A 26,413-nucleotide genomic window follows, 5' to 3' on the forward strand; every position below is an offset into this window, starting at 1 on the left:
AGTCAATCTATATCAAGGTCGATTAGCTCGCACGACCTTCAGACCAAGCTTTCAACAAGTCGTTGTAAGGTACGGTTACACCTTGTGGCTTCTCGTTAGAAAGTTTCGCTTTAGGCGAACCAGGCTGATTTAACCAATAAGACTCATCTTTAATTGGGTTCAACTGAGGTCCACATACTTTTTGCGCTTTAGCACGCTCAAGACGTTGTAGTACTTTATCTTGCGCTTTAGCCAAACCGTTCAGAGCTTCTTGCGGTGTTTTTTCACCATTAGCCGCTTCTGCAATGTACTGCCACCATAGCTGAGCTAGCTTAGGGTAATCAGGCACGTTCGCACCAGTCGGTGTCCACATTACACGAGCAGGACTACGGTAGAATTCAACCAAACCACCTAGTTTAGGCGCTGCCGCTGTCATCTCAGGCGAGTTGATATCAGACTCACGAATTGGTGTTAAACCAACCAGTGTTTTCTTCAAAGAAACGGATTTAGCAACCGTGAACTGAGCGTATAACCAAGCAGCTTGGCGACGATCAAGTGGTGTGCTCTTCATCAGAGTCCAAGAACCTGTGTCTTGATAACCCAACTTCATACCTTCTTCCCAATATGGCCCTTTTGGCGAAGGTGCCATACGCCATTTTGGCGTACCGTCTGCATTTACAACAGGCAGATCAGGTGATGTCATACCCGCAGTAAAGGCTGTGTACCAGAAGATTTGCTGAGCAACGCTACCTTGTGCAGGTACAGGGCCCGCTTCACCAAAGGTCATACCTTGCGCTTCTGGTGGCGCGTACTTACGTAGCCAATCAACATATTTAGTGGTTGCATAAACAGCCGCAGGACCGTTAGTTGCACCACCACGAGCGACACTTGAACCAACAGGGCGGCAATCTTCCATGCGGATACCCCATTCGTCTACCGGTAGGCCGTTTGGAATGCCTTTGTCACCAGCCCCTGCCATAGAGAACCAAGCGTCAGTGAAGCGCCAGCCCAATGATGGGTCTTTTTTACCGTAATCCATGTGGCCGTAAACTTTTTTGCCGTCGATAGTGCCAACATCTTCAGAGAAGAATTTAGCGATATCTTCGTATGCAGACCAGTTTTGTGGCACACCTAGCTCATAACCATAGATAGATTTGAACTGGGCTTTTAGATCTTCACGTTCAAACCAGTCAGCACGGAACCAGTAAAGGTTAGCGAATTGCTGGTCAGGTAGTTGATAGATTTTACCATCAGGTGCTGTGGTAAAACTGATACCGATAAAATCATCTAGATCCAAGTCAGGGTTGGTTACTTGCGCACCTTCACCTACCATGAAATCACTGATAGGTACCACTTTACCGTAACGGAAGTGAGTACCAATCAAGTCAGAGTCATTCACATAAGCATCATAGATGTTACGATCTGACTGCATTTGAGTCTGCAGTTTCTCAACCACATCACCTTCTTGAATCAAGTCATGGTTAACTTTAATCCCTGTGATTTCATAGAAAGCTTTAGCTAACACTTTCGCTTCATATTCATGTGTCGCGATCGTCTCAGAAGCAACGTTAATTTCCATACCACGGTAAGGTTTTGCTGCTTTCGTAAACCAATCAAATTCGCTCATTTGTTGGTCAGACGATAAAGTAGAGACGGTGAACTCGTCACTGATCCAGCGTTTCGCTGCATCTTGATATTGGTCTGCATAGAGATTCCAGCTCGCGCTGCAGGCACCAATAGCGCTGGCGATTAGCACCGATTTATACACTTTATTTTTATTGTATTTCATATAATCCTCACTAGTTGACGTACTACTTGCTTCATTGTGTTTGAAATTTTTTGACATCCCTTAAGAAGGCATAAGAGATGCCGCATATGTACTTGGGTTAACCTTTTTTAAGTACAAACAAAAGCCAAACGATTGAGATCCCAAAGGGATACCAAATACTGATTTCGCTAACTCCCACTACGAATAGATGGAAAAAAGCACTACTTAACAAACCGATAAACAACCTGTCTCCAGGTGTCGTCATAATCGGTAAGAAACCTTTGCGTTCGACTGCAGGATGACGAATTTCATTAATCGTCATGAGTACAAGAATGCCCGCAATACAGGCGAAAAAGATTGCAACAGGTAAGGTCCAAGCCATCCAGTTCATGTGCTTCTCCTATACTCGACCAAGGGCGAAGCCCTTAGCCACATGGTTACGAACAAACCAGATCACCAAGACACCTGGTACGATAGTTAAACAACCGGCGGCGGCTAAAACGCCCCAGTCGACCCCGGAGGCGGTAATGGTCCGCGTCATGACAGCACCAATCGGTTTGGCATCAATCGAGGTCAAAGTTCTCGCTAATAACAGCTCTACCCAACTAAACATGAAGCAGAAGAAGGCGGTTACACCGATACCTGAGCGAATCATTGGCAAAAAGATCTTGGCAAAGAAATGCGGGAAGCTATAACCATCGATATAAGCGGTTTCATCAATTTCTTTAGGTACACCAGACATAAAACCTTCTAAGATCCACACCGCCAGTGGCACGTTAAACAAGCAATGGGCTAACGCCACAGCGATATGGGTATCAAATAGGCCCACGCTTGAATAAAGCTGGAAGAATGGCAGTAGGAAAACCGCTGGCGGTGACATACGGTTAGTCAGTAACCAGAAGAACAAATGCTTATCACCGACAAACTTATAGCGAGAGAAGGCATAAGCCGCTGGCAAAGCAACCAACAATGAGATCACAGTATTAAGTGACACATAGTAAATTGAGTTTAAATAACCGTTGTACCAAGTCGGGTCAGTAAAAATGACGCGATAGTTATCCAAGGTGAAATTTTGTGGGAAAAGCGATAAGCCACCCAAAATTTCTTGGTTGGTTTTGAACGACATGTTCAACAACCAATAGATAGGCACTAAAACAAACAGCAGGTAACACACCATACCAAATTGACCTTTGGTAAAAGGTAGGGCGATGCCTTTGTTCTTCTTTGCAGCTTGCGCAAAATCATTGCTGCTATTGAGGGTTTTAGTCGACATATTATTCCCCTTTCTCTACATGTGTCATTGCTGTGTATAACAACCAACTCACCAATAGGATGATTAGGAAGTAAATAAGGGAGAATGCACCGGCACGACCTAGGTCGAATTGGCCAATCGCCATGGTTGTCAAAGTTTGGCTCAAGAAAGTCGTTGAGTTACCCGGGCCGCCACCCGTTAATACGAAGGGCTCTGTGTAAATCATGAAACTGTCCATAAAGCGCAATAAAATACCGATTAGCAGTACACTTTGTAGCTTAGGAAGCTGGATGTAACGGAAGATAGCCCAGCCTGATGCGCGGTCAATTCGCGCCGCTTGGTAATAAGCATCTGGAATAGCGCGCAAGCCTGAATAGCAAAGCAGAGCGATCAAGGATGTCCAGTGCCATACGTCCATTAATAATACAGTTGCCCAAGCATCACCTGAGTTACCTGCATAGTTGTAATCAATACCCATGGCATTGAGGTAGTAACCCATTAGACCAATATCAGCACGACCAAAGATCTGCCAAATAGTACCAACAACGTTCCAAGGGATAAGCAAAGGAATGGCAAGCAAGATCAAGCATAATGCTGACCAGCGCCCTTCTTTAGGCATCATAAGTGCAACACAAATACCTAACGGTACTTCGATCAGTAATACACAAAATGAGAAGATAAATTGACGGATTAAAGAGTCATGCAACCTAGGGTCACGTAACACTTCTTTAAACCACTCCACCCCAACAAAGTAACGGTTGGTGGCATCAAATATGTCCTGTACCGAATAGTTAACCACTGTCATCAGTGGCACGACGGCACTAAAGGCCACCAGTAAGAATACTGGCAACACTAAAAACCAGGCTTTATTATTTTCTACTTTATTCATTTCAAAAGTCTCAGCAGTTTTTGCAAGGTCATTGTTGTAACGTGATTAATCGCTTAATTAATCAACCAAATATTCGTCCGCATACACTTTTAACCAGTTCCCTGGGAAGCGCACATAGGCAGAACCTTTAGGGACTGATTGCTCTTCTGGTAGGCGAGCTTTAAATTCGGTATTACCTAACTTAAGCGAGACTATCTTGTAAGTACCCAAATCACTGACCAAAAGAACCTCGCATTTAAAGCAGTTCTCACAGCTTGCCAATAAAGCTTCAGCACCTTTTTCGTCTTTGCCTAAGTTACTTAGCAATGGACTGTCAGCTTCTAAAACTTCAACAAACTCAGGTCGAATACCTAGCTTTAATTGGTTATAAGGTGTGATAGACAACTTGCTCTTCATCTCGTTATCTAACGCCACTTTATGGCCTTCAAGATAAAGCTCATTTTGTTGAAAGCTGCCTTCAAAAAAGTTCATGCCAGGACTACCAATAAAGTAACCCACAAAGGTATGTTCCGGCTTTTCAAACAGCTCTCTTGGAGTACCAAATTGCACCACCTGACCGCCATACATAACGGCGATTTTGTCAGCAAAAGTAGAGGCTTCTAACTGATCATGGGTCACATAAACCATGGTGATATTGAATTGCTCGTGAATCTGCTTAAGCTTGCGACGCAGCTTCCACTTCAAGTGAGGGTCAATAACGGTTAATGGCTCATCAAATAAGATGGCAGACACATCATCACGCACCAAACCACGGCCCATAGACACTTTTTGTTTCTCATCAGCCGTTAGGTTTTTGGCTTTTTTCTTGAGTACATCTTCAAGCTCAAGCATGTAGGCGATGTCTTTGACTTTGGCGCTAATGACATCTTCTGACTTGCCCACATTACGTAGCGGGAATGCCAAATTGTCATACACACTCATAGTGTCGTAGATAACAGGAAACTGGAAAACCTGAGCGATATTTCGTTGTTGCGGTGTCAGGGCATTCACTTCGTGACCATCAAATAAAATCTGGCCTTCTGAAGGGGTTACTAGACCTGAAATAATGTTCAAAAGCGTCGATTTACCACAGCCAGAGGGGCCAAGGAGTGCATAAGCGCCACCTTTCTCCCACACATGATCCATTTCACGAATGGCATAATCCTTATGGCCTTGTGGATTATCACTGTAACTATGTGCCAGTTGTTTTAGATGTATTTCAGCCATGTTGAACACCTCCTGAAATCTGGCCAGCTTGATTCACTATGGGTAAACGCGTCGGCACCTTGAGAATCTTGCCATCTTCATCAAAGACAAAGATTTTATGGGTTGGCATGTAAACCTTGATGGAAGCATCCACTTCATATTGATAAATACCCGTTAGGTGAAGTACCAAAGACAAGTGTTTATTACGCACATGTAAGAAGGTTTCTGAACCACTAATTTCAGCCAGTTCAACACGTACTGAAATTTCTAAATCGTCTTCATTAACAGGGAAGAGTGCTAAATGACTTGGACGTACACCAAAGATGTAATTACCACGGCCAAGGCCTGCAAGGTCAGCATTAAGTGGGAAGTGAGTCGCTTGGTCTAATGTCACTTCACTGTCTGAAATTTCGCCTTTGGTCAGATTTAATGGCGGCTCAGAGAAAAGCTCGGCACAAGCCACCGTATCTGGGAAGTTATAAACTTCAGCGGTTTCACCGTATTGAATCGAACGGCCTTCATGTAACACAGTGGTCGTACCGCCAAGCGCGAGGGCTTCATTTGGCTCTGTCGTTGCGTAAACAGCGATGGTATTGCGTACCTTAAATAACTCGCGCATTTCTTGGCGTAGTTCTTCACGTAACTTGTAGTCAAGGTTAACTAGGGGCTCATCAAATAAGATGAGGTCCGCATCCTTAATCAAGGCACGGGCCATAGCAGTACGCTGCTGCTGACCACCAGATAACTCTAATGGCATACGGGTTAGAAAGTTTTCAATGCGAAGAATTTCTGCCGTTTCTCGCACTTTTCTATCTATGGTTTGTTTGTCATCACCCGCCAGACGTAACGGCGAAGCAATATTGTCATAGACACTTAAATTGGGGTAATTGATAAATTGCTGATACACCATGGAGACATTACGTTGGCGTACAGGTACGCCCGTCATATCAGCACCATTCATTAATACGCGGCCTGAAGTGGGCTTTTCTAGACCCGCCATCAAACGCATCAAAGTGGTTTTACCGGCCAGTGTACGACCAAGCAAAACATTAAAGGATCCAGGTTCAAAGTTGAGGTTCACATCATTAATGTGCAGTTCACCATCAACCACCTTGGTTATCTTCTCAAGAGTCAAAGACATGGTATTTCCAGTTTATTTATTGTTGTTGTCACTGTGTGCAAAAAGTACTGCACTGTGTAAAACGTGTTTAATACTTAATACAAGGCTTGTGCCAAAAGTCACAAAAATGAAATAAACATATGTTTTTATTGAGTTTATTTAGACTTTAAGAAAGTTAACAAGCTAGATTTGAAATAAGAAGTGAACAGCTAATCAGTGTTCACCTTGTTCATAACTGTTCAGTTGAACAGTCGAATGAACAGTTTTTTAGGAGGGAATCAGCGGCTTTTAATCAGAGCCAAAGCCGCTTTTTAGTAAAAACTAAGCGGCTTGCTTAGCTTTTGTTGCTTGATTGGGTAACGCAATCGCTATCATGCTTGCGACGAATAGCAAGCCTACAGAAAAACCAATACAGGCTTCTAGGCCATAACTTTGATAAAGGTAACCGGACATTAATGTACCGAGCAATCTGCCCATAGCATTGGCCATATAATAAAAGCCAACATCTAATGAAACACCATCATCACTGGCATAATGCACAATCAAAAAACTATGCAAAGAAGAATTAATCGCAAAGGCAACAGCAAAGCCTGCCAAGCCAATCATTAATACCCAAAATGCGGAGACATCACTGACTAAGCCTAATGCAATTAAGCCAGTAATTAGGGTTAAAACCAGCCCCCAGAAGCAAGCCATTTTGGCTTCTTTATTGGCAGCGTTTACCGCTTTTGCTGAAAAGCGGTTAATCAAGTTAGGTGCGCCCGATTGCACTAACCCATAAATGATCACCCAGGTCGCTAAGAAGCCACCGACCCATTCATGCTCCCAACCTATCTCTGCAGCAAGATAAACAGGTAAAGCCACAACAAACCAAACATCTCGTGCACAGAACAAAAACAATCTGGCTGCTGATAAAATGTTAATCGCACGGCTTTTGGAAAAAATCTGTTTAAACTTAGGTTTATTTTTCGCTTTACCTAGATCTTGCTTAAGACGCACCAAGCTCACAATCAAGATAACAACCAAAAGCAACAACATGGCAAGCACAGCACCCTGAAAGCCTAACCAAGCCAGTAAAACACCACCCAGAAAAAAGCCAACGCCTTTCAGGGTGTTCTTTGAGCCAGTTAACACAGCAACCAGTTTAAACAAACGCGCTTCTGCTGCGGCATTCAATGCAAGAGAGGTTTGCGCTTTATCATCAAACTTAAAGTTCGCCAGAGATTTCACCGCACTCTTAGCACTCATTTTATTCAGATCTTTGGCAATACCTGATAACGCCTGTGCCGCCATCACCCAAGCAACCGTGAGATAAACTTGGGGAACAAGCAGCATACCAAGGGCTAAAATTTGGATAAACAAACCAATATTCATGGTTCGATTAAGGCCAATTCTCGCCCCTAACCAACCACCAAACAGGTTTGTAATCACGCCAAAAAACTCATAAAAAACAAACAACAAGGCTATTTCTAATGCGCCATAACCAAGCTGGTAGAAATAAAGCACCACCAGCATTCGTAAAGCACCATCAGTCAGGGTAAAGCACCAATAGTTTGTCGTAACCAAAAGGTATTGCCTGAATAGTTCAGGCAATTGTTTGAATTTTTCTATCATCTGCATCATCAAAAACTCTGGGTTAACTCACTTATGATTGATCAGACAAACCAACTTTCAAGGCAAGCTCAGCCGCTCGGTTGGCATAACCCCACTCATTGTCGTACCAGACATACAGTTTTACCTGAGTATCATTTACCACCATGGTGGATAACGCATCAATAATGCCTGAGCGCTTATCACCTTTATAATCAACTGATACTAATGGCTTTTCTTCGTAACCAAGAATGCCTTTCAGTTCGCCTTCCGCTGCGGCTTGCAGTAATTGATTGACCTCTGCTTGGTTAGTCGCCTTATTGACTTCGAAAACACAATCAGTCAAAGATGCATTTGCCAAAGGAATACGCACAGCGTGGCCATTCAACTTACCTTTTAGTTCCGGAAAAATGTGAGTAATTGCCGTTGCAGAACCGGTTGTTGTCGGAATCAAACTTTGACCACAAGCACGGGCACGTCGTAAGTCTTTATGGGGCGCATCCAAGATAGTTTGGGTATTGGTAATGTCATGGATAGTGGTCATTGAGCCATGTTTAATCCCCAGTGATTCATGGATCACTTTTACCACAGGGGCAAGGCAGTTAGTGGTACAAGACGCTGCGGTGACTATTTTGTGAATGTCTTTGTCATAGGCTTCGTCATTTACCCCCATCACCACATTGAGTACACCCTCTTCTTTAACCGGTGCCGTCACAACAACACGCTTCACACCCTGTTCAAGATAAGCTTCAAGACGTGCTTTTTTATTCATCTTACCGGATGCTTCAATGACAAGATCACAAGCAGACCAGTCTGTTTCTGCAATCGTTTTATTTTGTGAAGTTTTAATCAGCTTACTGCCAATGTGAATCTCATCACCCTCGACCTCAGCGGTATGCTGCCAAGTCCCTTGAACAGAGTCATAATTTAACAAGTGAGCCAAGGTTGTCGCGTCACCTGCTGGATCATTAATTTGCACGAATTCTAATTCGGGCCAATCCCAAGCAGCACGCAGTGCTAAGCGACCCATACGTCCAAAACCGTTTATACCTACTTTAATCGTCATCACTTTTCTCACTTAGTTTTTAATCATTGTTACAGCACTTTATGACACGTTCAGGTCTATCACCCATTTTTGCCAACCGTGCTTTATCAAATGCTAACTCTTCTTGATAACCTTCTGCCGCATTATCAATAATGTTTAATGCCCATTTAGGTAAAGCGTCATTTATGCGGTAATGAATCCATTGCCCCTGACGTCTATCGTTCAAAAGGTTAGCTGTTTTCATTAGGGCAAGATGCCTAGATATTTTGGGCTGGCTTAGCTCTAAGGCTTCGACAAGTTCGCACACACATAACTCCGACTCTTCTAGCGTCAGTAGTAAGATACGTAAACGAGTCGAGTCCCCTAGACACTTTAATAATGTGATGGCATCCAAATGCGATTCCTTATATATGATTTTTCAGATATTCGAATTATCATATATATGTAAAAACATATATTCAAGAGAAATTAAATACGAACTAGATAAATACCCAATAAAGATCAGATAAAAGCAGTGATTAATTGAGGAATGAGCGGAAAGTGCAGATGACCCAAGTTCAACTCAGATCATCTTAAAATTTGGCTAGGCAAGTAACGGGTCATCTTTAGGTAGCACTTTTTGAATCCAAAGTGCGAGTTTGTGTTTCATGTTAGGCAGGTCTTCTTTATCTGGTGGCAAAGCCACTAACAATTTATCCAATACTAATAAGCGATATAAGGCTTCCACTTTTTCATTAGCTGACATAGTGGCGCTAAAGCCTGAATAACCTCGTTTTAGAGCATACTTTTCGCCCACTTCAACCGCTTTTTTCGCTAATTGGGCCTCATTTTTAATCTTTTTCATTTAGTACTCTCCAAAAGGCAACGCTATTTACTGAATCCATTTAGACCAAACTTAAAAACAATAAGTTAATCATTCCTTAGTTGATACTCTATCGAGTTTCGACTGACCGATAAAGATAATTATAGAATAGATTACACTCAGGCCTAAATGAAAAAAGCCTCATAAATGAAGCTCTTGTGGCACTAAAGCAAAATTACAAACCTAATTCATCAAAGAGTATTGTTTGATATTCACCTGTTTCCATCATTTGATCTAGGCCCTTATTAAAGTCCTTTATTAATGCGTTTGCTTGAGGGTGTTGTTTAGAAATAATGAAATGATTTGAGTATTTATGGATAACCTTGTCCAACATTTTGACTTCATCAGGATTAGAAAAGAGTTTGCCTATCATTTCAATCCCTTCCAATCGATCGACGACCACAATATCGACTCTACCGATTTTAAGCATTTCAAAACAGTTTTCGACATCAGGCGGCACGAAATGCTGAGCAACGCCTGTTGCAATAAGCTCCTCTGCTAACCCATGAAGCGTATAACCTTGCGGTCGACACAGATTGATACTTCCTTTGGTCGCCGTTTTCGCTAAATTCACCTCAGTTCCACTAAGAGAAAATGCTCTATGTTCGAAGATAAATAACGGCTTTGAATATAAAAAATGCAACTGTCGCTCAGCTTTAACTGACCAAGGAAAGGACCCATCAACTCGATTATTTTCGGCGAGTTTATATGTCCGTTTCCAAGGGGTAAAAAGCAGTTCTACCTTATGATTACTCTTTGCTAACGCGGCAATGACAATTTGGGATAAGGGACCTCCCATTTTGAGACTTTCTGAAGTATAAGGTAAAAACTCACCTGTACTTAATGTTAACGAGGAAGCAGAAACGGGTAGGTTAAGGGTAAAGCAAAAGAAAACAAAGAGACCGAGGCGGCGTCTTAAACTAGATAGATAAGGCTTTAATTTGCCAACAAAGAACTTAAACATGGTTTCCTCAGTGATAAAAAATGAACACCTAAAAACTCGCTTAAGCTATTACTCTCTCAAAAAAATTGACAAATGTCCCTATTTTATCAATTTAATTTACTGGCTTGGATTATCTCTTGATACCTTCCTGACAGCTTTAGCTGCTGCAACCCTTGGTTAAACTGCTGCAATATTTTTGCAGCATCAGGGTGCTTTTTAGAAACAACAAGGTGATTATCATATTCATGAAATACCTGCTCTAAACGAATGACGTCATCAGGTGACGCAAAAATTTTCTTAATATATTCTTGGCTCTCTCTTGTCTCACTCACCACGATATCCACTCTTTTTGCTTTAAGCATGACAAAACATTGAGCCATATCCGGCGTTTCGATTAAGCTGGCGCGATTATCCTTTAATAGTTCACTTTCATAGCCTAAACGCTCATAACCAATGGGATGACACATTTGAATATTGTCATCCTTAAAGATATTTAACTTTGAGCCAGCCAGTACATAGCCTCTTCGTTGAAATCGATAGAGAGGATCGGAAAAATAAAAATCACTGCTACGCTGGATATTGGGAGACCAAGGAAAGCTTGCATCAAGCTTAAGGTCACGGGCCATTGCATAAGAGCGGTTCCATGGTAAATAACGGGCTTGTATATCAATGCCAACGTTTAAAAAAGCTTGTCTAACAATTTGAGCAATAGGCCCTCCACCTTCTTCAGTGGCACTAATATAAGGGGGGAATTCACCTGTTCCTACCAGCAAAGACTGAGCCTTACTCGCTATTGGCAAGGTCATTAAGACGAAAACAAAAACACTTAAGCAAATAGATTTCTGTTTACCTTTCATAGGTGCTGCCCTTTAAAAACCAATTTTTATAAACCTAACCTGTCGTTTTTCAGATTGGATATCTCGTATTTCCCATGCCTTTTATATCTATTAATTATCAAAAAAACGGCTATTCATTCAAAACTAAGCAAAGATGACTCTCGCTTAGCAAGGTATTCATGAGCGACACATCAATTATAAACCGCGCAACCGAAGGAAGCTGCGAATTACTCACAGACGACCTTTGAGTACGTCTAGCATAAGTAATAGGTATAGAGGCTGTCAGCCTTATTGGGCCATTAGTAACCAAAAATAACGATTAATCATTCTTAAAAAATCGTTGGTTTTCTCTTTTAAATTTTGCCTCTTCTGTCAATAAACCCAACCTTGATTGAGACGATAAAAGAAGTAAAAAAAAGCTAATTAATCCGCTGATTTTATGATTAAGATCAATCAAATAACACAAAAAATGAATATACGATGAGAGCTTCAATAAGGAAGATTACACTTATATTGCTGTTTAATTTATAGACAACTAATTAATTTATAAACAACGAAGGCAAGGCTTATTCCCCCACGATGTTATCGAAAGATAACAGCCCCAGCACAAGAGTGGATAAATGAGCCTAAATGACACACTGATTTTGCAATGGCGTCACCCAACTTGGCGCTGTGAATTTTTCTTACTTAACCAAAATGGAAGACCACATGAATTTCTCGTTAAAAAGGATGTCATTACCCAAGCAGTTAGGCTTAGGTGCGCTTATCTCAGTGTCACTCTTTATTTTGTTATTATTATTGTTGATCTCAAGGGTCTTTAATCACGCCATTGATGAAATTGCCAATGACCATCAATCTCAAGAAATTAGTCTGATTGCACAACAATTAGAGTCTGATTTTAAGGGGATCCAAATAAGTGCGAACCTCCTCACACAAGCCGCTATCCAAGGTCTTTCGCCATTAATCATAAAGCAGCAAGGCAACAGCCCAATCTTTTGGTTAAACCAAGCCCCTCTCGACTCGCAATATTTAAATCAAATAACCAAGGGCACAGAGCTAAAGCTCAGCCTCTTTGCATATAAAGACAATGCCTATAAAGAGGTTCTGGGTAATATTGATCTTCCAGCCAGCTTAAAAACACTTAATTTAACTGAAAGTGAGCTTAGCCTCTTATCCCAAGGCAATAAGGTTGAAAAGAAACTGTCTTTTAACCAATCTCATTATTTAGTTAATTTTCAACGACTTGAGTCACCCAAAATTGAAGAAAATACACTCCTTGTCACCTACTTCGATTACTCGGATGCACTTGCCAATATTCAAGCAAAAATTGGTGCTATAAAAATAGGCTTATCTGGTTATATTTATGTCACAGATACAGGCGACAAAGAATCGCTACTCACCATACATCCAAGTTTAGTTGGCAAGCGCCTCTATAGCCTTTTCCCAGACCTAAAAGACACCTTCGCACAACTCTATCAAGCAGAAAAAGGCAGTACCGTTTATTCATTAAAAATTACAGGCAAAGGTGATACAGCAAGGCCTTCAAAGGTGTTTTTTCATCAAGTAGCAGGTTGGAACTGGGTCGCTGTACTTAAAACCTATGAAGATGAATATTCAGCCACCATCCAAGAAAAGCTTATGCCCATCATCATTATCAGCATTATCGGCGCTGCACTTTTAAGCTTGGCTTTATGTTTGCAAATTGCCTGCGCATTGGCCCCCATGAAAGAGATTACTAAAGGTCTTTATAAACTTGGTAAAGGACAACTTACTTTTCGCTTTAAATCCCTTAACCACCGTTCAAGTCGTAATGAAATCGATTTATTAAAACGAGACATTACAGCAATGCGAGATGGTCTAATTATGGTGGTTAAGCAGGTTAGGACTTCCAGTGAAAGATTGATCTCATCCTCAGACTCTATTAATAATGCAAATTCCCAATTAAAAAGCCAAGCAAGCCATAGTGAGCAGGAGAGCTTGCATGTAGCATCTGCCATTGCTCAAGTTGCCCAATCGATTGAAGAAGTCGCAAACAATTCGAATCAGGTATCCCAAGAAACCACTAACGCCAGTATCATTTCCAGTGAAGGCAATACGGCTATGCAAGCAGTTGAAACGACCGTAGCTCAATTATCCCAGGCCTTTCATCAAGCATCAGATATCATCAAAGAGGTGGAAGAAAACAGCCAAGGAATTGGAGAGGTTGTGGATACAATTAATGGTATTGCAGAACAAACCAATCTGCTTGCACTCAATGCAGCCATAGAAGCAGCAAGGGCAGGCGAACAAGGCCGTGGTTTTGCTGTGGTGGCAGATGAGGTTCGAGTACTGGCCCAACGTACTCAATCTTCCACTGAGCAAATACGCCAAGTGGTTGAAAAGCTGCAAACCAATACTCAAGCAGCCGTTGATAATATGGCTAAGGGCAATCAACAAGTATTAGAAAGCATAGATAAAGTGGCTGACGCTGGGCAATTATTAACTCAGATTCAAAGCTCTATCAGCGAAGTTGAGGTACGTATGGGCTCGGTTGCCGCTTCCACCGAAGAACAAAGCGTCGCCAGTTCACAAATTAAGGTGAGCACCCTTTCGCTTAAAAATAGTGCCAGCGAAACCTTTAGCCAAGCGGAGTCATCCTCTCAACATACAGCCGATATCAAACAACTTACGAATCAATTGCAAAGGGATTTAAGTACTTTTGAAATCAGCTAACAACACATAGCTAAGGGTCTTCTATAAAGACCTTTAGCTGTTCCAAACATGATATCTAACTTCTTTCCTTAACAAGCAGTCTTCCTCTCTTAATACTTACCTAAAACTTACCTTATTGTTCTAAAAGAAATTTTTATTAAAATTAATCGTTTTTATAGTGCAATAAATAATCAAAAATGTAAGATTGCCCCTATTTTGTAACTGTTTGTTATTTACAGTTAGAAGAATTCAATATAAATTATTAGTTGATAATCATTCTCATTTAAAGCGATATTCATCATACAAAGGATAGGTAATGTTTAATTTTTACTCTCGCTGGTCACTGCCAAGACAGCTAAGCGTTAGTGCGCTTTTAAGTGTTGTTCTCGCCATCTCAATCTTTTTACTGGTTGTTTCTATTGTATTTTATAAAGAAATTAATCAGGTTTCAGATACCCATCAAGTAAAAGAAGTTAGCCTAATTGCCTCACAGCTTGAAGCAAGATTTGAAGCAATAATGCAAATGACGCACACCTTATCTGCCGTATTGAATAACGAATTTAAAGACATAGACGTTAATCCTAATAAAACGATCAAAATTGGCTCAATAGATAGCCCTCTTGTTAGCTTAAGCGGTGAAACCCTTAACCTAAACTACAAAAAAATTGATCAATTTACCCAAGCAACAGGCGCCACTGCAACAATTTTTGTACGTGATGGAGATGATTTTCTAAGGGCAACAACTTCGCTTAAAAAAGAGAATGGAAACAGAGCGATAGGCACCTATTTAGGCAAACAACACCCGGGTTATCAAGCGCTAATTTCCGGTCAAGCTTATGTGGGAAAAGCCTTTTTGTTCAACAAGAATTACATGACCAAATACCTTCCCCTTGTTAAAGCCGGTAAGACCATTGCCATTCTTTATATTGGCGTTGCCTATGATGATATCTTAGATGAAATAAACCATTCCCTTGGCAAGCTCACCTTTGGCTCATCTGGCTATGTTTTTATAACAGATACGGGTAAAAATGAAGCACAATTGCTTCTACACCCTTCATTAGCGGGCAAAAACTTATATCAAGTTTTACCAGATCTAAAAACAACCTTTGCAAAAATGTATCAAGATGAGCATGGCAGTATCACTTATCAGGCAAAAATAGCAGGACGAGATCAAGAAGTAGAAAACGCGAAAGCCGTCTATCAAAGAGTAGAAGGCTGGAACTGGGTAGTGGCGATCAAACTCTACAGTGATGAATATCAAGGCATTATTGTAAGCAATATCATTAAGCTAGGTATTTTGTCTGCTATCGGTGCCTTGCTGCTTTCAGCGCTGCTTTGGTTCATTATTCGCCGCTCACTTAAACCTATGAAAGAAATCACCCAAGGTTTAGAGCAGCTAGGTAAAGGCCAGCTAGACTTCCGCTTTAAAGCCTTAAATAGCCGCGCCAGTGAAAATGAAATGGACCTATTAAAACGAGATATTACGGCTATGCGAGATGGTCTTATCGGCGTTATTACTCAGGTAAGAAACTCAAGTGAATTGTTGATCGAGTCCTCTCATTCCATTGACCAGGCTAACCACCAACTCAAACAACAATCCAGTAAAAACGAGCTTGAAAGCTTACAGGTTGCGTCTGCGATTGATCAGGTTGCCACTTCAATTGAACATGTGGCGAATACAGCGAATGAAGTATCCGAAGAAACTGTCAATGCCCGTGTGGTCACTAATCATGGTAATGATGCCATGATAGAGGTGAAAACCACGGTAGGAGAGCTTGCTAATGCCTTCACCCATGCTTCGGATGTTATTCAAGAAGTCGAAGCGAATAGTAAAAGCATTGGTGATGTGGTCGATGTGATTAATGCGATTGCAGAACAAACTAATCTACTGGCTTTGAATGCGGCGATAGAAGCCGCGCGTGCCGGTGAACAAGGTCGAGGTTTTGCCGTTGTTGCTGACGAAGTTAGAGTATTAGCTCAGAGAACACAACAATCTACCGAAGAGATTCGCAAAGTTGTGGATAGCCTACAACAAAACAGCCAATCGGCAGTTAGCAGCATGGCCTCTGGCAGTGAACAAGTGGCTGACAGTGTTGAAAAAGCCAGTAAAGCAGGTCAACTACTGGCTCAAATTCAATCTTCTATTAGTACGGTTGAAGCGAGAATGTCTTCTGTAGCAGCTTCCACAGAGGAACAAAGCGCGGCATCAGGCCAAATACGTAGCAGTAGTCTTGAAATGAAAACCAGCTCCAGCGAAACCTTCACTCAAGCTGAGATATCAGGCCAACACAGTCAAAATATCAAAGCGTTAAGCCAGCAATTACAACAAGATTTAAGCTCTTTCAAACTAAAATAAAAGATAGAACTAAGGCCTAGCTCACTATTGTGCTAGGCCTTTTCTTTACGCATTTAGATTCTTATCTTGCTTGAGCACAAGCTAGATGGGCGAGTATGATTAGGCATCTTATGCTTATCGACTAACTCCTGCCTTATGCCAGACATCAACCCTGCTCAACATCATCGTCACTTTTTACTCCTTGAAGGCGATCTTGATGCGTGTCTTGCGTACTTTTTCAGCCTGAGTAAAAACGCGCGCCAGCCTATTTTAGCCGCACCGGATCTTGATGTATTTAATCCAATTAAGCATCCTAAGTTAGAAACTTGTCTTCGTATTCCCAACAAAAATCTTAAGCAAGTTTTAGGGCAAAGCCACGAAGCAGTTTTTCTAGATATAGAAGAAGGCTTATCCGCTTCTGCCATTAGCCTGATAGCAGGCACAATTAAGGGAGGTGGTGTGTTAGTTTTATCCTTAAGAAACCAAGAAACTTGGTTCAATCAAGAGGATATTGAACAGGCAAAATATTTGCCTTGGCCATTAACATCAAAAGATGCTCTCGCAAATTTTAAACACGTCTTTTGGCATAAATTAAATTCTAGCCATGTTCAGCTGCGAAAAGTATCTGCTAATGATTTACCTGACTCACCTCTTCCAAAAATAGCAGCCAATCAAGGGTTAGTTGCCACTGATGAGCAAACAAAACTGATTCAAGCGCTTGTTGAGTTTTCGCTAAATGCACATGCCAAAAAGAAAGCCAATCAGCCAGTGTTTTCAAGTCGCTTAATAATCGCCCATCGAGGACGAGGAAAGTCCACAGCACTGGGTATAGCGTTAGCTAAAATACATCAAACTAAAGGTGATATTAAGCTTGCTATAACAGGCCCTAACAAGGCCGCTCTTACCCAAGTAGAATTAAGCTATCAAAAAGCCCTTCAAGCAGAAACACACAAAGGATTATTCTACTCACCTGATAGCTTGATACACACACCGCAAGACATAGATGTATTAATTGTTGATGAAGCAGCAGCCCTTCCTTTACCTATGCTTAAAGCCTTATTTGAGCACTATCATCAGCTAGTTTTTTCATCAACCGACCATGGTTATGAAGGGGCTGGCAAAGGCTTTGGCCTTAAATTTAAAACTTACCTCAAAACGAAGAGTCAGTCCTTTGAACAGCTTGAACTAACTAAACCTATACGCTGGCAAAGCGACGATCCGTTAGAAGCTTTTATCAATCAACTATTACTACAGCAGGATAGCGACTCACCCCAAACAAACGCTGTGCATAAAGCCCCTCTATATCAACAGATTCATCATAAGGATTGGCAAAAATATTACCTTAGCCTAGAAAGCTGCTTCAATCTGTTAGTAAGTGCACACTACCAAACCTCACCTAATGATATAAGGTGGATTTTGGATGACCCCAGTGTTAACACCTGGTTAATGAAAGATCAAAACCAGCTTATTTCTACAGCTATCATCAGTGAAGAAGGTCTATTAGAAGCAACTCTGGCTAAAGCCGTTGCAGAGGGAATTAGACGACCAAGAGGACACCTTCTACCTCAATCTTTATTAGCCCATGAAGGTCATTTAGATGCGGGTGATTATAGTTACTGGCGTATCAGTCGTATTGCCAGCCAAAGCCATTTACAACAGCAAGGGTATGCCAGCAAGCTACTCACGAAAATCGGCCAGACAGGGATAGAAGATAAGATCGACTTTTTATCAGCGAGTTTTGCCGCCACTTTTGATGTAGTGAATTTTTGGCAAAAAAATGGATTTATTTGCGTTCGCTTAGGAACAGCAAGAGATCAAGCAAGTGGCTGTTATTCAGTGATGATGCTAAAACCGTTAAATAGCAAAGCAGAACAGCAAGCCTGTCTTTATCACGCTTTCTATCTATCCAATCTTAAGCAAAATTTAGAAAGAGATTATCCTGAAATTGATGGCAAACTTGCCCAAGCTTTAAAGCAAAACAGTGCTAGCCATTACCAATTTTCACCATTAGAAATGAGCACTTTTAAAGCACTTGAAGCTGCAAAAGATATACAAGACCTTAACCTCTTTGCCCATCACCACAGACCCTATGAAACCATTAGAGCTCAGTTGTATCGTAGCGTTATAGCAAAAAAAGAAATGGGCCAAGCCCAAGAAATGGCACTGTTGGAGGAAGCGGCATTAAAGCCAATAAGAGCGGCTAACTTTACTCAATTTAATCTGCTCTCGAAAAAGGCCATAGACAAGGCGCTTAGGCAGTCTGTGGCGCTTAACCTTCTATAAACTCAACATGAACGTTAACAACGTTCAACTCAAACTTTTTCGATTCTGTTAAGAAACCAGTTTTGATTAACGGTACCTGTCATGAATCATTTCATAGGTCCCATCTTCTCTAAACTCAGCTAGCTTTTGATTAAATCTCGCTGCGATTTCTTTATAGTTTTCTAACTGGTTGCTAAAGCAGAGGTAATACTTTCTAACAGGAATATCTTGCATTGGAATATAGGCTAATTGATCACTAAGACCTGCTTCAGATGCTAGATACATTGCCGCCTCTAGACTTAAAAATAACCCATCAATACGATCACGTGAGAGCATGGGAAAAGCATTACTAATATGCCCTACTTTTTCAAATTTAATGCCCGCTTCATCTAAATATTTATTTGCCGCATAGCCTTCTACAGAACCTATGCGTATGTCTTTTAAATCCGATACGTAACGAACCCCAGATACATCATAACTTCGCTTAACAATAATACCCTGTGTTGCTGTGCTTAGAACATCTGAGTAATAAGAGTAAGCCTCTCTCTCTGCCTTATAGGCACAAGAGAAGTAACCGGCAGCGTCCCCTTTTTTAACTGTATTAATGACTCGATTCCAAGGTACAAATTTAAACTGCACATCCACATTAATAGCTTTGAAAACTTGATCGATCACCTCAACATCAAACCCTAATGCTTTACCCATGGGGTTAGCAAATTCATAAGGAGGAAAGTGATCAGCGAGCAGTACCAAAGGGTCTGCCTTGCTATAAGAGACTAGCCCTAAACTCAATACCGACACACATAATAGTTTGCAGAAAATTAAACGAGTAATACGAGACATTTTCATAGAAAACCCACTAATCAATTTCATTCTCTCTTAAAGCATAGTCAATTCAAGGTAAAACCATTAAGACTAAATTAGCCTTTTATGTAAAAACTTAATGTTTTATTAGATTGATACTCAGTTTATTAAAATTAACTAAGAAAGTTCAAAACATTAACCTTAAACAATTGATTTTATTATAATAATTTTTTGGGTGAATTTACCCCCATTACTTACCTTGCCATAATCCATGGCCTCTAAACGTTCAGTTCCCCATTAGTATTTACAAGAGATTCAACTCTCCCTTTTCTAAATACATTTTTTTAAGCTATCAAATCAATAGCTTACCAACCAATAACAAAATGAACGTGAATATATTTTTATCATGGGTGGCATTCCACCCATTAAAATAATCTAGATGAGTCAATTTACACCCAAGCCCGCCATTAAAAAATATAACCTTTAACCTACTTAAATAATATTTTCCTTTATTTTCAATAGGTTAATAAGATGTTAAAAAGTTGGCATTTATTCTGCTATAGACAGGACGTAACACAGAAAGTTATCTGCCATTTACACAGATGTATAAGGCAATAATGGCCAAATAGAGAAGGCGTCTTATGTCTCTTTTGACCAATACAGACAAACAATAATAAGTATCCTGTCGGAGTCTAATAAAAATGAAAAAATTTAATCTTGCTCTTTCTGCTGCCGTTCTAACACTTGCTGCCACTGGTGCTCAAGCAAGCTGCGAATCAGGTGAACGTGTTGTAAAGTTTAGCCATGTAACAGGCGGTACAACTCACCCTAAAGTGGTTGCCTCTAACAAGTTCGCAGACCGTGTTAACAAAGAAATGAACGGTAAACTATGCGTAGAACTCTATCCAAACTCGACTTTGTTTGGTGACAGTAAAGAGCTAGAAGCACTGCTACTTGGCGATGTTCAATTATTAGCGCCTTCCCTATCTAAATTCGGTTCTTATACAGACAAGTATGGGGTTTTCGATCTACCTTTCATCTTTAAAGATATGGACCATGCTATTCGTTTCACCCAATCAACCGAAGGTAAAGAGCTACTAACCGAAATGGATGAGTACGCGGGCTTTGTTGGCTTAGGTTACTGGATGTCTGGCATGAAATACTTCTCAGCCAACAAAAAACTTGAAGTACCAAGTGATGCTAAAGGCTTGAAATTCCGTGTACAAACCTCTGATGTTGCTAAGCAGATGATTTCGGCAATGGGTGGTTCACCACAAGCGATGTCTTTCTCAGAAGTATACGGCGCGCTACAAACAGGCGTTGTAGATGGTCAAGAAAATACTTGGTCTAACATTTACACTAAGAAATTCTTTGAAGTACAAGACAGTGTCACTGAAACCAACCACCAGCTATTGGCTTACTTGTTCATGACCTCTTCTGAGTTCCTGGACAGTCTAGATAGCAGCACTCGTACTCAGTTTATGCAAATTGCCAATGACGTCACTCAAGAAGCAAACCAATCGGTTAAAGCAAAAGAAGCAGCTAACCGTGCCAACATCTTGAAAGCAGGCGGTAAGATTAACTCCCTTACACCAGCTCAACGTCAAGAGTGGGTTGATACTATGAAGCCAGTTTGGTCTCAATTTGATAAATATATCGGTAAAGACCTAGTCAAAGCAGCAGCTGAATCCTAACCTGCTAATGAAAGGTAGGGCCTTCATCTCCTACCTTTCACCCAGTTTTGTGTACTGTTTTATCTCCATTAAGCACTAAAAGTACACACATGTTTGGCCTTATCCCATGCTGACTCGATCCGTGGGGTAAGGTCCGTTTTAAGTTACCGTCTATCTGAATACGAGTCTGGAGACTGTCATGGCATATTGGCCACACTTCTATCTATTACTATTTATTCTGATTCTCTGGGGATTAGAGAAGCGCTATCCAAACGCCGTGGATAAGGCTGAAGAAAACCTCATGGTTTTGGTTATTACCTCCATCATGCTCGTTTCGTTTGGACAGGTTATTGCCCGTTATGGCTTTAATACTGGCTGGCATGCGGCACTCGAATTTACCACCATCGCGTTTTCATGGTTAATCCTATTGGGCATGAGTTACGGCATCAAAACCGGTTTACACTTAGGGGTGGATATTGTGCTTAATGCGGTTCCTTCAAAAGCCCGTAAAGTGCTCTCTCTCACAGGTGCATTCGCCGCCATGATGTATGGTTTTATCCTGCTAGATTCTACCTGGCTAACCCTACTGAATGTTGAAGTAAGAGGCGGCGCCATCGAATACTGGAGCAAGATGTTCAAGATCGGCATTGGCTCTGAAGAGTTAAGATACCCTGTGTTCCTGCAAGAGTTATTAGACATTAAACCCCGTGTTCACCGCTGGTTAGTCTTGGTGATCTTACCCATAAGTTTAGCCATGCTTTGCTTCCGCTCGATCCAAGCTTTCATCGCCATTTATAAAGGCGAAAGAGACATGCTGATCAGTGGTCATGAAGCACAAGATCTGGTTGACGAAAATAAAGACGTTTTAAAAGACTAACCTATCTAACTTGCGGCTAAGGAGCTCGTTGTGGAATCATTAATTTTATTCGGCCTAGTGCTAGGGTTACTCTTTATCGGGGTACCTGTTGGTATATCTTTAGGTCTATCTTCTATCTTATTCGTGACCTTTTTCTCTCACGATTCATTATCATCAATCGCCCTATCCTTATTTGGAGCAGGCCAGCATTACACCTTACTTGCGATCCCGTTTTTTATCTTGGCATCGTCTTTTATGTCTACAGGTGGTGTGGCGAAACGACTGATTAACTTTGCGATTGCCGCAGTGGGTCACTTCCGTGGTGGTTTGGCCATGGCATCGGTACTCGCTTGTATGATGTTTGCCGCTTTATCAGGTTCATCGCCTGCAACCGTAGTGGCTATCGGTACCATCGCCATTGCGGGGATGCGCCAAGTAGGTTACTCAAAAGAATTCGCCTCAGGTGTTATCGCCAATGCAGGTACCTTGGGTATTTTGATCCCACCTTCTATCGTAATGGTAGTGTACGCGGCTGCAACCGACGTATCTGTTGGTCGTATGTTCCTAGCGGGGGTATTTCCAGGCCTATTAGCCGGCGGTATGTTGATGCTTGCCATCTATGTGGTTGCGCGTATTAAAGGACTTCCAGCAGAACCTTGGAAAGGGTTTGGCAATATTGTTCGCGGCGGTAAAGAAGCGGGCTGGGGCTTGTTCCTTGTGGTTATTATCATGGGTGGTATCTATGGGGGCGTTTTCACGCCAACAGAAGCGGCGGTCGTTGCGGCAATTTACTCTATCTTTATCGCGCTTTTTGTTTACCGTGATATGGGGCCACTTAAAAATACCCCTTGGGTAGAAGAGTCGGATTCAGCCATTGCCCGTGTTGGCTTTAATGGCAGTGTTTATGGGGTTTCTTTCTTCTTGGTGTGGGAAATTCTTTCCTTCTTCGCACTAGCAGATAGCGAAACCATTACCTCGGGTGATAGAGCTATCTGGGGTCTAATAATGGGTGTCGCCCTTGCCATTTTCTACATTTACAAACGTGGTCATGCGATCAACGCGCCTTTGTTCAAATGTTTATTAGCAGGTCTACCTATCTGGGCAAGAAACCTAGGTCAAATGGGTCGTGCTTTCTTCCCTGCCTTGCTTGGTGGTGAATCTCGTAAGGTGATGCTGGATGGTACAAAAACCACCATCATGTTGATGTTCATTATTGCCAACGCCTTGTTGTTTGCTCACACCCTCTCTTCTGAGCGTATTCCGCAAATGATTACCGAGTGGATGCTTGGGGTAGGCTTTAACTGGTTCACCTTCTTGATTGCTGTCAACGTACTTCTCTTGATTGGTGGTCAGTTCATGGAGCCATCGGGTCTATTAGTTATCGTGGCACCGGTTGTCTTCCCAATTGCGATGCAACTTGGCATAGACCCAATCCACCTTGGTATTATCATGGTCGTGAACATGGAAATCGGTATGATCACGCCGCCTATCGGCCTCAACCTCTTTGTGACCTCAGGTATTACCGGTATGAGTCTAGCGCAAGTCGTAAGAGCGGCTATGCCATTCGTTGCTGTACTAATGGTATTCCTGATCATAGTGACTTATGTTCCAGCACTATCAACTTACTTGCCTTACAGCATTATGGGGCCAGAGCTCATCAATTAGTCCTATTCAAATCGTCTCTAACCAATGGTGAGTTTAATCATTGGTTAAGCAATAAAAACGCCATGACACTGCCCTGTCATGGCGTTTTTTTATATTCGCTCTTTTGAATCTTGCTTAAGTTAATACTTTTAAATCAGTAACTTAAACTCACTTATTTCTTTTAATTGCACTTCAAGCCAAGCGGCGAAGCTGTTCAATGCTTTGTTTTTTGGCATAGCAGGATTAGAGACTAATTGATAATAACAAGGGTTCTTTACCTCAGCCTGAGTTAAAGCAATCAAACTGCCAGCCTGAATCGCATCCATCACTAACGAGGTTCGCCCTATCGCTATCCCATGGCCTAACTCAGCCAGTTGCAGGGTGATATTAGACTGGGATTGTCGGTCAATATGATCCAGCGACAAGTCTATTCCGACTGCTTTAGCCCAATAGGACCAGGTATCATCAAAAGGCGGTGGCACAGGGCTTAAATCACCCAATAAAGGCAAGTTAACCAACTTCTCAAGCTGTTTTTTATTTAACGGTGGTTGTAACTTATGCTGCTCAGCAAACTTAGCCGAGCAAACAGGAATAAGGTGTTCATCAAACAATTTGGCTGTCTCACCCTCTTTAATTTCTTTTGAGCCATAATAAAGCCCAGCTTGAGCATGATACAAAGAAAAATCCAGTGGGCTAGTGACCGTATTCACACTGATTTTTAGTTTAGGATGAGCCTGATTAAACGCCATAATACGCGGTAACAGCCAGCGAATCGCAAAACCTGGTTGGCTTGATATGACGATTTCATTCGTTTGTTTTTTGCGCTTTTCAACTTCAATAGTCTGTTGAATATGCCCTAATCCATGCTTTACGGCATCTAATAATACTTGCCCAGATGAGGTGAGAATAACCCGTCGTCCAGTTCGTTCAAACACCTCAAAACCTGCTCGAACTTCTAAGTTCTTAATATGCTGGCTCACCGCACCTTGACTGATTCCCAGCTCATCCGCCGCCTTTGTAAAACTGGCTAACCTAGCGGCAGATTCAAATATTTTTAAGGATTGAAATGAAGGTAAAATAAACATAAGGCATTAGTTTTTTCTAATAGGTTGTTTAGCAAATTAGGATAGGGGATAGCATTTTCTTTTGCTAGCCTTAGCGCTCTAAATATAAAAATAATGTGGGAGAACCCAGATGTCTAACCAGCTACAAAGTCCAAGTTTTAGGCAATCCTTTTTAACCTTTGGCGCAATTATTTGCGTCATAGGGGTAGGTTTGTTTTATTTAAAGACCAGTTTGCACAGCTTAATGCTTATCTGTCTTTTAATCGCAGGTATTAGCGCACTTAAACTCAGCCAAGATGGCTTTAAGTCTATTCGTAATGCCATGAACTCAGGCATACAAGGCGCCCTATCCGCCATCTATATTTTCATTCTCATCGGCGTCCTGATTGCTGCCTTTATTCAAAGCGGCACAGTCGCAGCGCTTATTTACTATGGCCTTGAAATCATATCTCCCGCGCTCTTCTTACCCGCAGGCCTGATTCTATGCAGTTTTATGTCGGTTGCGACTGGCACTAGCTGGGGCACTGTGGGCACTGCTGGTGTGGTGCTTATGGGAATAGGTGAAGCCATGGGGATTCCACTACCGCTAGTGGCGGGTGTTGTTGTCTCTGGTGCTTGTTTTGGCGATAAGATGTCACCCGTTTCTGATACAACCAATCTAGCTGCCATGTCTTCTGGTACAGATTTATATACCCATATTAAAGGCATGCTCTACACCACAGGCCCCGCCTACCTTGTTTGCCTTGTCGTCTTTTCTTTCATGGGAATGAGCTATGCCGAGCATGGTCTACCGGCGTCAGAACTTAATGCAATGTTAGCTGGCATAGAAAGCACCTACAGCATTAACCTAATTTGCCTACTGCCTTTTGTGGTAATGCTAGTGATGAGCCTTAAAAAAATCAGCGCCGAAGTAGCCATGATGAGCGCTGCCGTAGTTGCTGTTTTGATTGCTATCTTGATGCAAGGTGCTCAGTTTACGACGGTTTTAAACTCACTTTTTTCTGGCGGTTCCTTTGAAACGGGTATTAGTACATTAGACAAATTATTTAGTCGTGGTGGCATCTCGTCCATGATGTGGACTTTATCTTTGGCGCTTATGGCGTTAGCACTGGGTGGCATATTAAATCAGTTCGGATTTTTACGCGTGCTTATCTCCAGCATCCTAAGCCGAGTGAAACGGGCTGCCAGTCTAGTCACAACCACCATTCTCGCTTGCTTCCTTGGCAATATGAGTATGGGTGAAGCCTATATGTCTATCATTCTAGGCGGCCAGTTATTCGGTGATGCCTATGATAAACATAAGCTGGATAGAAGCCTGATGTCACGCTCTCTAGAAGAAGGAGCAACCTTAACGACGGCCTTGATTCCTTGGACCACAGGCGGCGCTTTCTTTGCTTCTACTCTAGGTGTGAGTGTATTGGATTACGCGCCCTACGCCCTACTTAACTGGTTTAACCCACTACTTTCTATTCTGCTGGCCTATTTAGGGATTGCGCTATTCAGAGCTAAAACCAGCACCACAGAGACCAAAAGCCAAGTTCAAACAGCGGATGACCAGTTAAAACAAGCGGCAAACTAAAACGACTCGTAAAGGTTTAATGTCTTTACTCAGGTG

Annotated in this window: 21 protein-coding genes; 7 read left to right on the plus strand and 14 right to left on the minus strand. The window is 41.7% G+C overall.

Annotation, left to right across the window (positions count from 1 at the left end):
- Positions 1–22 precede the first annotated feature (22 nt).
- The 12 genes from MED121_RS05950 to MED121_RS06005 all read right to left on the minus strand — a co-directional run bounded on the left by MED121_RS05950 (position 23) and on the right by MED121_RS06005 (position 11,490).
- Positions 23–1,768 carry an ABC transporter substrate-binding protein gene (locus MED121_RS05950; RefSeq protein ID WP_036178813.1) on the minus strand — a complete coding sequence of 582 codons (1,746 nt, stop codon included), beginning with the start codon at positions 1,766–1,768 and terminating at the stop codon, positions 23–25.
- A gap of 97 nt (positions 1,769–1,865) precedes the next feature.
- A complete protein-coding gene (locus MED121_RS05955) occupies positions 1,866–2,138 on the minus strand; it encodes a DUF2160 domain-containing protein (RefSeq protein WP_009832728.1) in 273 nt (90 codons plus the stop codon).
- Between the two features lie 9 nt (positions 2,139–2,147).
- Positions 2,148–2,924: a carbohydrate ABC transporter permease gene (locus tag MED121_RS05960; RefSeq protein ID WP_036179483.1), complete on the minus strand. Its 777-nt coding sequence runs from the start codon at positions 2,922–2,924 to the stop codon at positions 2,148–2,150.
- Between the two features lie 97 nt (positions 2,925–3,021).
- Entirely contained in the window at positions 3,022–3,888 is an 867-nt protein-coding gene (locus MED121_RS05965) for a sugar ABC transporter permease (RefSeq protein ID WP_009832730.1), read from the minus strand.
- 57 nt (positions 3,889–3,945) lie between these two features.
- Positions 3,946–5,094, minus strand: coding sequence for an ABC transporter ATP-binding protein (locus tag MED121_RS05970; protein ID WP_009832731.1), 1,149 nt, complete (start codon positions 5,092–5,094; stop codon positions 3,946–3,948).
- Positions 5,087–6,214, minus strand: coding sequence for an ABC transporter ATP-binding protein (locus MED121_RS05975; protein WP_009832732.1), 1,128 nt, complete (start codon positions 6,212–6,214; stop codon positions 5,087–5,089). Before MED121_RS05975 ends, MED121_RS05970 begins: the two co-directional genes overlap by 8 nt.
- A 300-nt stretch (positions 6,215–6,514) precedes the next feature.
- Positions 6,515–7,816, minus strand: a complete 1,302-nt coding sequence (arsJ, locus tag MED121_RS05980) for an organoarsenical effux MFS transporter ArsJ (RefSeq protein ID WP_009832733.1) — start codon at positions 7,814–7,816, stop codon at positions 6,515–6,517.
- A gap of 22 nt (positions 7,817–7,838) precedes the next feature.
- Positions 7,839–8,849, minus strand: coding sequence for an ArsJ-associated glyceraldehyde-3-phosphate dehydrogenase (locus MED121_RS05985; RefSeq protein WP_009832734.1), 1,011 nt, complete (start codon positions 8,847–8,849; stop codon positions 7,839–7,841).
- A 19-nt stretch (positions 8,850–8,868) separates the two neighbouring features.
- Complete coding sequence (locus MED121_RS05990) at positions 8,869–9,222, minus strand: metalloregulator ArsR/SmtB family transcription factor (protein ID WP_009832735.1); 354 nt, start codon at positions 9,220–9,222, stop codon at positions 8,869–8,871.
- A gap of 189 nt (positions 9,223–9,411) precedes the next feature.
- Positions 9,412–9,672 carry a DUF5062 family protein gene (locus MED121_RS05995; RefSeq protein WP_009832736.1) on the minus strand — a complete coding sequence of 87 codons (261 nt, stop codon included), beginning with the start codon at positions 9,670–9,672 and terminating at the stop codon, positions 9,412–9,414.
- Positions 9,673–9,865: 193 nt separating this feature from the next.
- Entirely contained in the window at positions 9,866–10,654 is a 789-nt protein-coding gene (locus MED121_RS06000) for a transporter substrate-binding domain-containing protein (protein WP_009832737.1), read from the minus strand.
- A gap of 86 nt (positions 10,655–10,740) precedes the next feature.
- Positions 10,741–11,490: a transporter substrate-binding domain-containing protein gene (locus tag MED121_RS06005; protein ID WP_009832738.1), complete on the minus strand. Its 750-nt coding sequence runs from the start codon at positions 11,488–11,490 to the stop codon at positions 10,741–10,743.
- Between the two features lie 687 nt (positions 11,491–12,177).
- Between MED121_RS06005 and MED121_RS06010 the strand changes: the two genes are divergently transcribed.
- From MED121_RS06010 to MED121_RS06020, 3 genes are all read left to right on the plus strand, one after another.
- The gene (locus MED121_RS06010) at positions 12,178–14,181 is read left to right on the plus strand and encodes a methyl-accepting chemotaxis protein (RefSeq protein ID WP_036178820.1); all 2,004 of its coding nucleotides are present in this window, start codon (positions 12,178–12,180) and stop codon (positions 14,179–14,181) included.
- Between the two features lie 295 nt (positions 14,182–14,476).
- Positions 14,477–16,516 (plus strand): methyl-accepting chemotaxis protein, encoded by a 2,040-nt coding sequence (locus MED121_RS06015; protein WP_009832740.1) that lies wholly within the window; start codon positions 14,477–14,479, stop codon positions 16,514–16,516.
- A 135-nt stretch (positions 16,517–16,651) separates the two neighbouring features.
- Positions 16,652–18,778: a GNAT family N-acetyltransferase gene (locus tag MED121_RS06020; protein ID WP_009832741.1), complete on the plus strand. Its 2,127-nt coding sequence runs from the start codon at positions 16,652–16,654 to the stop codon at positions 18,776–18,778.
- 66 nt (positions 18,779–18,844) lie between these two features.
- On the opposite strand, the gene MED121_RS06025 is transcribed toward MED121_RS06020, so the two are convergent.
- The gene (locus tag MED121_RS06025; protein ID WP_009832742.1) at positions 18,845–19,630 is read right to left on the minus strand and encodes a transporter substrate-binding domain-containing protein; all 786 of its coding nucleotides are present in this window, start codon (positions 19,628–19,630) and stop codon (positions 18,845–18,847) included.
- Positions 19,631–20,262: 632 nt separating this feature from the next.
- Here MED121_RS06025 and MED121_RS06030 point away from each other — a divergent pair.
- The 3 genes from MED121_RS06030 (at position 20,263) to MED121_RS06040 (ending at position 23,755) form a co-directional block, all read left to right on the plus strand.
- Positions 20,263–21,255, plus strand: coding sequence for a TRAP transporter substrate-binding protein (locus MED121_RS06030; protein ID WP_009832743.1), 993 nt, complete (start codon positions 20,263–20,265; stop codon positions 21,253–21,255).
- A 178-nt stretch (positions 21,256–21,433) separates the two neighbouring features.
- Positions 21,434–22,111, plus strand: coding sequence for a TRAP transporter small permease (locus MED121_RS06035; protein ID WP_009832744.1), 678 nt, complete (start codon positions 21,434–21,436; stop codon positions 22,109–22,111).
- A gap of 30 nt (positions 22,112–22,141) precedes the next feature.
- Entirely contained in the window at positions 22,142–23,755 is a 1,614-nt protein-coding gene (locus MED121_RS06040; protein WP_009832745.1) for a TRAP transporter large permease, read from the plus strand.
- A 128-nt stretch (positions 23,756–23,883) separates the two neighbouring features.
- Here the strand turns inward: MED121_RS06040 and MED121_RS06045 are convergent, their stop codons facing one another.
- A complete protein-coding gene (locus MED121_RS06045; protein WP_009832746.1) occupies positions 23,884–24,819 on the minus strand; it encodes a LysR family transcriptional regulator in 936 nt (311 codons plus the stop codon).
- A 109-nt stretch (positions 24,820–24,928) separates the two neighbouring features.
- On the opposite strand from MED121_RS06045, the gene nhaC reads away from it, so the two are divergent.
- Positions 24,929–26,377 (plus strand): Na+/H+ antiporter NhaC, encoded by a 1,449-nt coding sequence (gene nhaC / locus MED121_RS06050; protein WP_009832747.1) that lies wholly within the window; start codon positions 24,929–24,931, stop codon positions 26,375–26,377.
- Positions 26,378–26,413 lie beyond the last annotated feature (36 nt).

Source organism: Marinomonas sp. MED121 (genome assembly GCF_000153025.1).
Classification (GTDB): Bacteria; Pseudomonadota; Gammaproteobacteria; order Pseudomonadales; family Marinomonadaceae; genus Marinomonas.

Excerpts from the sequence above, each read along its gene's own strand:
- MED121_RS05950 (WP_036178813.1), bottom strand. The coding sequence starts at position 1,768 with ATGAAATACAATAAAAATAAAGTGTATAAATCGGTGCTAATCGCCAGC.
- MED121_RS05955 (WP_009832728.1), bottom strand. The coding sequence starts at position 2,138 with ATGAACTGGATGGCTTGGACCTTACCTGTTGCAATCTTTTTCGCCTGT.
- MED121_RS05960 (WP_036179483.1), bottom strand. The coding sequence starts at position 2,924 with ATGGTGTGTTACCTGCTGTTTGTTTTAGTGCCTATCTATTGGTTGTTG.
- MED121_RS05965 (WP_009832730.1), bottom strand. The coding sequence starts at position 3,888 with ATGAATAAAGTAGAAAATAATAAAGCCTGGTTTTTAGTGTTGCCAGTA.
- MED121_RS05970 (WP_009832731.1), bottom strand. The coding sequence starts at position 5,094 with ATGGCTGAAATACATCTAAAACAACTGGCACATAGTTACAGTGATAAT.
- MED121_RS05975 (WP_009832732.1), bottom strand. The coding sequence starts at position 6,214 with ATGTCTTTGACTCTTGAGAAGATAACCAAGGTGGTTGATGGTGAACTG.
- arsJ (WP_009832733.1), bottom strand. The coding sequence starts at position 7,816 with ATGATGCAGATGATAGAAAAATTCAAACAATTGCCTGAACTATTCAGG.
- MED121_RS05985 (WP_009832734.1), bottom strand. The coding sequence starts at position 8,849 with ATGACGATTAAAGTAGGTATAAACGGTTTTGGACGTATGGGTCGCTTA.
- MED121_RS05995 (WP_009832736.1), bottom strand. The coding sequence starts at position 9,672 with ATGAAAAAGATTAAAAATGAGGCCCAATTAGCGAAAAAAGCGGTTGAA.
- MED121_RS06000 (WP_009832737.1), bottom strand. The coding sequence starts at position 10,654 with ATGTTTAAGTTCTTTGTTGGCAAATTAAAGCCTTATCTATCTAGTTTA.
- MED121_RS06005 (WP_009832738.1), bottom strand. The coding sequence starts at position 11,490 with ATGAAAGGTAAACAGAAATCTATTTGCTTAAGTGTTTTTGTTTTCGTC.
- MED121_RS06010 (WP_036178820.1), top strand. The coding sequence starts at position 12,178 with ATGAATTTCTCGTTAAAAAGGATGTCATTACCCAAGCAGTTAGGCTTA.
- MED121_RS06015 (WP_009832740.1), top strand. The coding sequence starts at position 14,477 with ATGTTTAATTTTTACTCTCGCTGGTCACTGCCAAGACAGCTAAGCGTT.
- MED121_RS06020 (WP_009832741.1), top strand. The coding sequence starts at position 16,652 with ATGCCAGACATCAACCCTGCTCAACATCATCGTCACTTTTTACTCCTT.
- MED121_RS06025 (WP_009832742.1), bottom strand. The coding sequence starts at position 19,630 with ATGAAATTGATTAGTGGGTTTTCTATGAAAATGTCTCGTATTACTCGT.
- MED121_RS06030 (WP_009832743.1), top strand. The coding sequence starts at position 20,263 with ATGAAAAAATTTAATCTTGCTCTTTCTGCTGCCGTTCTAACACTTGCT.
- MED121_RS06035 (WP_009832744.1), top strand. The coding sequence starts at position 21,434 with ATGGCATATTGGCCACACTTCTATCTATTACTATTTATTCTGATTCTC.
- MED121_RS06045 (WP_009832746.1), bottom strand. The coding sequence starts at position 24,819 with ATGTTTATTTTACCTTCATTTCAATCCTTAAAAATATTTGAATCTGCC.
- nhaC (WP_009832747.1), top strand. The coding sequence starts at position 24,929 with ATGTCTAACCAGCTACAAAGTCCAAGTTTTAGGCAATCCTTTTTAACC.